This is a genomic window from Bacillus sp. JJ1521 (genome assembly GCF_036965165.1).
Lineage (GTDB): Bacteria > Bacillota > Bacilli > Bacillales > Bacillaceae_L > Ferdinandcohnia.
Window position 1 is genome coordinate 34,327 of the sequence record NZ_JBALOX010000158.1, and the last position, 7,986, is coordinate 42,312.

Consider the following 7,986-nt stretch of genomic DNA (forward strand, 5'->3'; position numbering starts at 1 on the left):
TCTGGGCGCAAATACGCCTTGGCGTATTTGAATAGAGAAGTATATTTGCAAATTAGGAGGATCTTAAAATGTTAGAGTTTGATACAAATGTTGATCAATTAGCTACTATAAAGGTAATAGGTGTAGGTGGCGGTGGAAATAACGCGGTTAACCGAATGATTGAACACGGTGTTCAAGGTGTTGAGTTTATCGCAGTTAATACTGACGCACAAGCATTAAATCTTTCAAAAGCTGAAATAAAAATGCAAATTGGTGGGAAATTAACCCGTGGTTTAGGTGCTGGAGCAAATCCAGAAGTTGGTAAAAAAGCTGCGGAAGAAAGCAGAGAACAAATTGAAGAAGCTCTCAAAGGAGCAGATATGGTATTCGTAACTGCTGGTATGGGTGGTGGAACTGGTACAGGGGCTGCCCCTGTGATTGCCCAAATTTCAAGAGATTTAGGTGCTCTAACAGTAGGCGTGGTAACAAGACCATTCACTTTCGAAGGCAGAAAGCGTCAAACACAAGCTGCCGGCGGTATTTCTGCAATGAAAGAATCAGTAGATACTTTGATCGTCATTCCGAATGATCGTCTTCTTGAAATTGTGGATAAAAATACACCAATGCTTGAAGCATTCCGTGAAGCTGACAATGTATTACGTCAAGGTGTACAAGGTATTTCTGACTTAATCGCTGTTCCTGGATTAATCAACCTTGACTTTGCAGACGTAAAAACAATTATGTCTAATAAAGGTTCTGCACTAATGGGTATCGGTGTTGCAACTGGTGAAAATCGTGCTGCAGAAGCGGCTAAAAAGGCTATTTCAAGTCCATTGCTTGAAACTTCAATTGATGGTGCGCAAGGTGTCCTTATGAACATCACAGGTGGAACAAACCTAAGCCTCTACGAAGTTCAAGAAGCTGCTGATATTGTTGCATCAGCTTCAGACCAAGAAGTTAACATGATTTTTGGTTCTGTTATCAATGAAAACTTAAAAGAAGAAATTGTTGTTACTGTAATTGCTACAGGCTTTCAAGAAACAGTGATTGACCCTGCAGCACGTCCATCACGTCCTTCATTTGGCGCTAAACCACAACAGCAACCACAAGTACAAGCTGCGCCAAGAAGAGAAGTGAAGCGTGAGGAGCCAGTACAAGAAGTAAGTTCACGTGGGGCATCTCATGTTGAAGATGAAATCGATGTACCAACATTTTTACGTAACCGTAAAAGAAGAGGTTAATCAGATAACCTAATATATAAAAAAGGCATTTGACAAAGGAATTGTCGAATGCCTTTTTTCTTTTTTCCCCTGTAATTTTCCATTCCGACTTTATTTTGAGGCAAATTGACAAAATAAGAACAAATCTTTCAAAATTTCTCTTTTATTATCGCATGAAGTGACAGACTTCCATATAAGATGTACTATATACTATTTTTTAAGCTAACTAGTTTCCGTTAATTGCATTTGAAAAAGAGCAGTGATTTATGGGTGAAAGGAGAAATAGGTTGTCCATTTATTTAGATGTAATCTGGTTATTAAACTTTTTCTTTGATGCCTTATTATTGCTTTTAACTGCACTGATTTTAAAGCGTAAGATTGTTAAATGGCGAATCTTCGTAGGTGCTTTTATTGGATCTTTAGTAGTCCTGATAGTGGTTTCTCCTTTTGCTGCATTTGGGTCACATCCTCTTGCAAAACTGCTCTTTTCAATCGTGATTGTAGGAGTGGCTTTTGGTTATAAACGATTTAGGTATTTTATACAGGGGTTATTAACCTTTTATTTTGCTACTTTCATGATTGGAGGTGGAATGATAGGGGTTCATTATTTCTTAGAATTTGATGTTCAAGTTTTTGATGGCACAGTCCTAACGCAATCAACTGGTTATGGTAATCCAATTAGTTGGGGGTTTGTATTAATTGGATTTCCGCTATTATGGTATTTTTCTAAAAATAGAATTGCGGACATCGAAACAAAACAAGTTTTCTATGATCAGATTGTCGACGTGAAGCTTGAAATAGATAATGTTACCTTGCAATTAAAAGGTTTGGTTGATAGCGGAAATCAATTATTTGATCCAATATCAAAAAGCCCGGTTATGATTTTAGATACGACGAAATACGAGGAGTTGTTTCCTCAAACATTAATCGAACAGTCCAAAAATATCGAGTTATTGACCAATGATACGTCAACTGAATCTCATAAATGGGAAAGCCGTGTAAGACTTATTCCATATCGGGGGGTTGGACAAGAGCATCAATTTTTACTCGCAGTCAAGCCTGATCAAATTACGATCTATCAAGGACATGAAGAAAATATCGTAAAAAAAGGACTTGTTGCATTCAACCATACAGCATTGTCTACGGACGGGGAATATGACTGTATTGTCCATCCGAAAATGCTTATTTCATCCTCCATCAAGACAGCTTCTTAATGGAGAAATTGAACGATTAGAATCCTATAAATATCATACTCATGCATTTTACAAATTAGAAGGGAGAACTTACTCGTGGCAAAATTAAAATTAAAACTTACATATTGGTGGTATAAGCTATTAATAAAGTTAGGCTTAAAAACGGATGAAATTTACTATATTGGTGGAAGCGAGGCCTTACCCCCACCATTATCAAAGGATGAGGAAGAGGTCCTTTTAAACAAGCTCCCAAGCGGTGACAAGGCTGCAAGGTCAATTCTAATTGAAAGAAATTTAAGACTTGTGGTGTACATCGCTCGGAAATTTGAAAATACCGGAATTAACATTGAAGATTTAATTAGTATTGGAACAATTGGCCTTATAAAAGCTGTGAATACTTTTAATCCTGAAAAGAAAATCAAACTTGCAACCTATGCATCAAGATGTATTGAAAACGAGATTTTAATGTATTTACGACGTAATAATAAAATTAGGTCTGAAGTGTCCTTCGATGAGCCATTAAATATCGATTGGGACGGCAATGAATTGTTATTATCAGATGTGCTTGGAACAGATGAAGACATCATAACGAAGGATTTAGAAGCAAATGTGGACCGCAAGCTATTAGTAAAAGCTCTCCATCAGCTGAATGACCGCGAAAAACAAATTATGGAACTTCGCTTCGGATTAATTGGTGGCGAAGAAAAGACACAAAAAGACGTTGCAGACATGCTTGGAATTTCACAGTCCTATATTTCAAGATTAGAAAAACGTATCATTAAACGCCTTCGTAAAGAATTTAATAAAATGGTGTAATTTAAAATAATAATTTACTTGATAGCTGTTGGGTTTCCTGTTTTTTTACACCTGCTTTGGAAATAGTTGTGAATTCAAAATGCATATTTTTCCCTCTAACGGAGATACTTAACTTTGTACAGCAACTCCTGTTAGGAGGGAAAGAATTGACTCGAAATAAAGTAGAAATTTGTGGTGTTGATACTTCAAAGCTTCCGGTATTAAAAAATGAAGAGATGCGTCTATTATTTAGACAAATGCAAAGTGGTGAAGATTTGTCAGCACGCGATAAGCTTGTAAATGGAAATTTACGACTTGTTCTCAGTGTGATTCAACGTTTCAACAACAGAGGGGAATTTGTGGATGATTTATTTCAGGTTGGATGTATCGGCCTAATGAAATCAATCGACAATTTTGACCTCGGTCAAAACGTGAAATTCTCCACCTATGCAGTCCCGATGATCATCGGTGAAATTCGGCGCTATTTACGAGACAACAATCCTATCAGGGTGTCGCGCTCACTGCGGGACATTGCCTATAAGGCATTGCAAGTAAGAGAGCGTTTAATGAGTGAAACATCGAGGGAACCCACAGCAGAAGAAATCGCAAAGGTACTTGAAGTGCCGCACGAAGAAATCGTCTTTGCACTGGATGCGATTCAAGATCCTGTCTCATTATTTGAACCGATTTACAACGATGGCGGTGATCCTATTTTTGTGGTGGACCAACTAAGTGATGAGCGAAATCGCGATTCAAATTGGATTGAAGAAATTGCCTTAAAAGAAGGAATGAGACGATTAAATGATCGTGAGAAATTAATCCTTCGCAAGCGATTTTTTCAAGGGAAAACACAAATGGAAGTTGCTGAAGAAATCGGAATCTCTCAAGCCCAAGTCTCACGCCTTGAGAAAGCAGCAATTAAACAAATGAATAAGAATATCCAAAATTGATAATGGGTCTCGCCCTATTTTATTGGACAAGTTATAGCATGAATAAGGTAAAATACCTAGACATTCGTATTATTCGAATGTCTTTTTTTCGTCAAATATCTTAGCTTCTTCCACCCCGTCTATTTTTGTCTCATAAAAGGCACTCAGCTAGTCATATAGTTTACTATAAGGGGGCGGGGATATGGTGAAAATTTCTGATTTCCAGGCAAAGGATGTTGTAAGTGTTATCGACGGAAAAAGACTTGGCAATATTGGTGACATCGATATTAACTTAACAACAGGTAAAATAGAATCGATTGTTATTGGAGGTTATGGAAAAGTATTAGGTTTATTTGGACGTGAAGAAGAAATGGTGATTCCATGGAGAAATATAATAAAAGTGGGCAAGGATGTCATTTTAGTTCGAACAGAAAATAATATAGAATAAGCACGGCTAAATTTGACATTTTTCCTAACATAATCTCCTTTCTTTTGCTAAGATGTGATAAAATAGGCAGAAGAAGGGTTCATTTTTCGAAAAAAATAAAATATTGTCGACCCATCTCTGTAATTTGGGTTGGTTATATGAATAAGGGATGTTGTTATGAAGCTTGAACCATTTATTCATGATACAGAACAGGTTTTAAAGGTCGCGGACTGGAACAAGTTTTCAGAAAAACTGGTTGTTGGGTTTACGACTAAAAGTGGGGGAGAAAGTAAAGCGGAATATGAATCCCTAAATTTAGGGCTACATGTTCTTGATGATAAAACTTTAGTTGTTTCTAATCGTAAGAAACTAGCAGACATTCTGCATTTTCCACCTGAAACTTGGGTATGTTCTGAACAAACACATAAAAATAAAATCGCTAAGGTCACTAAATACGACCGTGGTGCAGGGGTTTTTACATACGAAGATGGCATCAAGGATACGGATGGGTTATATACGACTGAGAAAGATATTCTGTTAACTCTTTGCTTTGCGGACTGTGTTCCACTTTATTTTTTTACACCTTCGAAACAATTCATTGGAATTGCTCATGCAGGATGGAAGGGAACCGTTCATGATATAGCAGGTGAGATGGTTCGTGCTTGGAAAGAAGTTGAAGGTGTCAAGCCAGAAGAAATACATGCTTTAATTGGACCATCAATTGGTAAATGCTGCTACATCGTTGATGATTACGTTATGAATTTCGTGAAAGGTTTGGACCATATAGATTCAAAATCATACGAGAAAATAAGTGATAACCAGTATCGTCTTGAATTAAAAGAGCTGAACTATCAGCTTATGGTAAGGGCAGGAATTCCTCCTGAAAATATTCAAGTTTCCTCGTATTGTACATCTTGTGAGAATCAGCTTTTCTTTTCGCATCGAAGGGACGCCGGGAAAACGGGAAGAATGATGAGTTTTATTGGTTTTAAGGAGGACTAATTTTCATATGAGCATTAAAGAAAATCTTTTACACATACAAGAAAACATTGAAAAGGCAAAAAACCGGTCTAACCGTTCTACCGATGCTGTTTCAATCATTGCTGTTACAAAATATGTAAGTGTTGAAACAGCGAAAGTCGCGATTAATGCAGGGGTTCAGCATATTGGAGAAAATCGTGACGATGGTCTATTAAAGAAACACGAGGAAATTGGGGACGGGCCGACTTGGCATTTTATCGGTTCGCTTCAAACCAGAAAGGTAAAAAACATCATCGATAAGGTGGACTGCATTCATTCACTGGATCGAATTTCATTAGCAGAAGAAATACATAAGCGGGCAAGTAGAAAAATAAAATGTTTTATACAAGTTAATGTATCTGGAGAAGAGTCTAAACATGGAATGAACCCCGAACAACTTGAGCCATTTATAAAGGAATTAGAAAATTTCCCTTCAATCGAGGTTGTCGGGTTAATGACGATGGCTCCATTGACTGAGGACAAAAACATTATTCGTGAGTGCTTTCAAAGACTTCGAATGCTGAGAGATGATGTACAAGCTCTTGGAATCTCATATGCACCGTGTACAGAGTTATCTATGGGTATGTCTAATGATTACGAAATAGCAATAGAAGAAGGGGCAACTTTCATTCGAATTGGCACTTCCTTGGTTGGAAAAGAATTTTAAAGAGGTGAAAACAATGGGCATAAAGTCAAAATTTAAAAGTTTTTTTGCACTTGAAGATGAATATGATTTTGAGGAGGAAGAATATTTTGAAGAGGAAATTGAGCCTACAAAGCCTACAAGAGCTGCTTCAAAGCAAAATGTGGTAAGCTTGCAAAGTGTTCAAAAATCTTCTAAGGTTATTTTATTCGAACCCCGTGTGTATGCAGAGGCGCAGGAAATTGCCGATCATTTAAAAAACAGACGAGCAGTGGTTGTTAATCTACAACGAGTTCAACATGATCAAGCTAAGCGAATTGTCGATTTTTTAAGTGGAACTGTCTATGCAATTGGTGGAGATATTCAACGTATTGGTTCAAATATATTCTTATGTACTCCTGACAATATTGATGTTTCTGGAAATATATCTGAGATAGTTTCCAACGAAGATTTCGCAGAAAAGGGGTGGTAGTCAAATATGGGTATTATATTCGGGATCTTAGGTCAAGTGATCGTACTTTATTCGTATGCACTTATCATTTATATTTTAATGTCGTGGTTTCCAAATGCACGTGAATCAGGGATTGGTCAATTCTTAGCAAGAATTTGTGAACCTTATTTAGAGCCTTTCCGCAGATTTATTCCACCACTAGGGATGATTGATATTTCTCCAATCGTCGCTATTATAGTTCTTAATTTCGCTGGTCATGGAATTGATGCACTGCGTACTATGTTTTAAGACTGTGTTACAGGACCTTCCTATAAGGTCCCTTCTTCATTTTGTCTAGCATTAGGCGCCAACGGCTCTTGGGTCTAAGCCAAGCGCTTCAGAAGGTAAAATGCACCTTCTGTCAGTGCTTGTACTATGCTTGTCGCCTAAGGGCTGCGCGCCAAACGCTTTTCTATTTAAACGAGGTATTTACATATGAATTTATATCAACATTTTCGAAAAGAAGAGCATGCGTTCATTGATCAAGTTTTGGAATGGAAGCAAACTGTTGAGAATCAGTATAGTCCAAAGCTAACTGATTTTCTTGATCCACGTGAACAAGAAATCGTCAAACAAGTGATTGGTACAAATGGAGAAATCCTAGTTGATTTTTTTGGTGGTAAGGATGGGTTTGAACGAAAGCGTGCAGTATTGTATCCAGCCTATTTTGAAACAAATGAAACAGACTATAATCTTTCCTTTTTTGAAGTGAAGTATCCAGTTAAATTTGTTACTGTCGACCATCGCAAAGTACTTGGTTCAATGATGTCACTTGGTCTAAAGCGGTCCAAATTTGGTGATATTCTTACACAAGATGAACAAATTCAAATTGTAGTTGCAAAAGAGATTGCAGATTACGTTCGAATGAATTTGACTGCTGTTGGAAAAGCCACGATTTCACTATCAGAAATTGCACCTACTGATTTGCTTGAAATAAAAGAAGAATGGGCGGAGCAAACCATAACTGTTTCTTCCTTACGGTTAGATGTTGTATTGTCATCCATTTTGAATTTATCCAGACAACAAGCACAAGTTTTAATTGAGAGCGGGCTTGTAAAAGTGAATTGGAAAAAAATCGAGCAATCCTCATTTGAATGTAAGGAAAGAGATGTCCTTTCTGTTCGTGGGTACGGACGAAGTAAACTTCATTCAATAGAAGGAAAAACGAAAAGAGAAAAATGGAGAATTATAGTAGGGAGACAAAAATAATTGAAAAGAGTGCAGGATTTTCTTCTTTTTTGTCGAATTGTAAAGTATCATAAATATAGGAAATAATTTTCAGTTTTTTTA

At 37.1% G+C, this 7,986-nt stretch carries 10 protein-coding genes; all 10 read left to right on the top strand.

Annotated features, from left to right (window positions below; all coding sequences use genetic code 11):
- Positions 1 to 68: 68 nt before the first annotated feature.
- The gene (gene ftsZ / locus V7147_RS19465) at positions 69 to 1,220 is read left to right on the top strand and encodes a cell division protein FtsZ (RefSeq protein WP_335369472.1); all 1,152 of its coding nucleotides are present in this window, start codon (positions 69 to 71) and stop codon (positions 1,218 to 1,220) included.
- Between the two features lie 266 nt (positions 1,221 to 1,486).
- The gene (spoIIGA, locus tag V7147_RS19470) at positions 1,487 to 2,413 is read left to right on the top strand and encodes a sigma-E processing peptidase SpoIIGA (RefSeq protein ID WP_335369473.1); all 927 of its coding nucleotides are present in this window, start codon (positions 1,487 to 1,489) and stop codon (positions 2,411 to 2,413) included.
- A gap of 75 nt (positions 2,414 to 2,488) precedes the next feature.
- Positions 2,489 to 3,208, top strand: coding sequence for an RNA polymerase sporulation sigma factor SigE (gene sigE / locus V7147_RS19475; RefSeq protein ID WP_335369474.1), 720 nt, complete (start codon positions 2,489 to 2,491; stop codon positions 3,206 to 3,208).
- A gap of 146 nt (positions 3,209 to 3,354) precedes the next feature.
- Complete coding sequence (gene sigG, locus V7147_RS19480; protein ID WP_057996838.1) at positions 3,355 to 4,137, top strand: RNA polymerase sporulation sigma factor SigG; 783 nt, start codon at positions 3,355 to 3,357, stop codon at positions 4,135 to 4,137.
- 181 nt (positions 4,138 to 4,318) lie between these two features.
- Complete coding sequence (locus tag V7147_RS19485) at positions 4,319 to 4,564, top strand: YlmC/YmxH family sporulation protein (protein ID WP_335369475.1); 246 nt, start codon at positions 4,319 to 4,321, stop codon at positions 4,562 to 4,564.
- Positions 4,565 to 4,720: 156 nt separating this feature from the next.
- On the top strand, positions 4,721 to 5,545 hold the full coding sequence (gene pgeF, locus V7147_RS19490) for a peptidoglycan editing factor PgeF (protein ID WP_335369476.1): 825 nt from the start codon (positions 4,721 to 4,723) through the stop codon (positions 5,543 to 5,545).
- A gap of 7 nt (positions 5,546 to 5,552) precedes the next feature.
- Positions 5,553 to 6,230 (top strand): YggS family pyridoxal phosphate-dependent enzyme, encoded by a 678-nt coding sequence (locus tag V7147_RS19495; RefSeq protein WP_335369477.1) that lies wholly within the window; start codon positions 5,553 to 5,555, stop codon positions 6,228 to 6,230.
- 13 nt (positions 6,231 to 6,243) lie between these two features.
- Complete coding sequence (locus V7147_RS19500) at positions 6,244 to 6,678, top strand: cell division protein SepF (protein WP_335369478.1); 435 nt, start codon at positions 6,244 to 6,246, stop codon at positions 6,676 to 6,678.
- Between the two features lie 6 nt (positions 6,679 to 6,684).
- The gene (locus V7147_RS19505; RefSeq protein ID WP_335369479.1) at positions 6,685 to 6,945 is read left to right on the top strand and encodes a YggT family protein; all 261 of its coding nucleotides are present in this window, start codon (positions 6,685 to 6,687) and stop codon (positions 6,943 to 6,945) included.
- A 186-nt stretch (positions 6,946 to 7,131) separates the two neighbouring features.
- A complete protein-coding gene (locus V7147_RS19510; protein ID WP_335369480.1) occupies positions 7,132 to 7,905 on the top strand; it encodes an RNA-binding protein in 774 nt (257 codons plus the stop codon).
- Positions 7,906 to 7,986 lie beyond the last annotated feature (81 nt).

Bases quoted from the DNA above. Each gene is read 5' to 3' on its own strand.
- ftsZ (WP_335369472.1), top strand. From the start codon at position 69: ATGTTAGAGTTTGATACAAATGTTGATCAATTAGCTACTATAAAGGTA.
- V7147_RS19485 (WP_335369475.1), top strand. From the start codon at position 4,319: ATGGTGAAAATTTCTGATTTCCAGGCAAAGGATGTTGTAAGTGTTATC.
- pgeF (WP_335369476.1), top strand. From the start codon at position 4,721: ATGAAGCTTGAACCATTTATTCATGATACAGAACAGGTTTTAAAGGTC.
- V7147_RS19495 (WP_335369477.1), top strand. From the start codon at position 5,553: ATGAGCATTAAAGAAAATCTTTTACACATACAAGAAAACATTGAAAAG.
- V7147_RS19500 (WP_335369478.1), top strand. From the start codon at position 6,244: ATGGGCATAAAGTCAAAATTTAAAAGTTTTTTTGCACTTGAAGATGAA.
- V7147_RS19505 (WP_335369479.1), top strand. From the start codon at position 6,685: ATGGGTATTATATTCGGGATCTTAGGTCAAGTGATCGTACTTTATTCG.
- V7147_RS19510 (WP_335369480.1), top strand. From the start codon at position 7,132: ATGAATTTATATCAACATTTTCGAAAAGAAGAGCATGCGTTCATTGAT.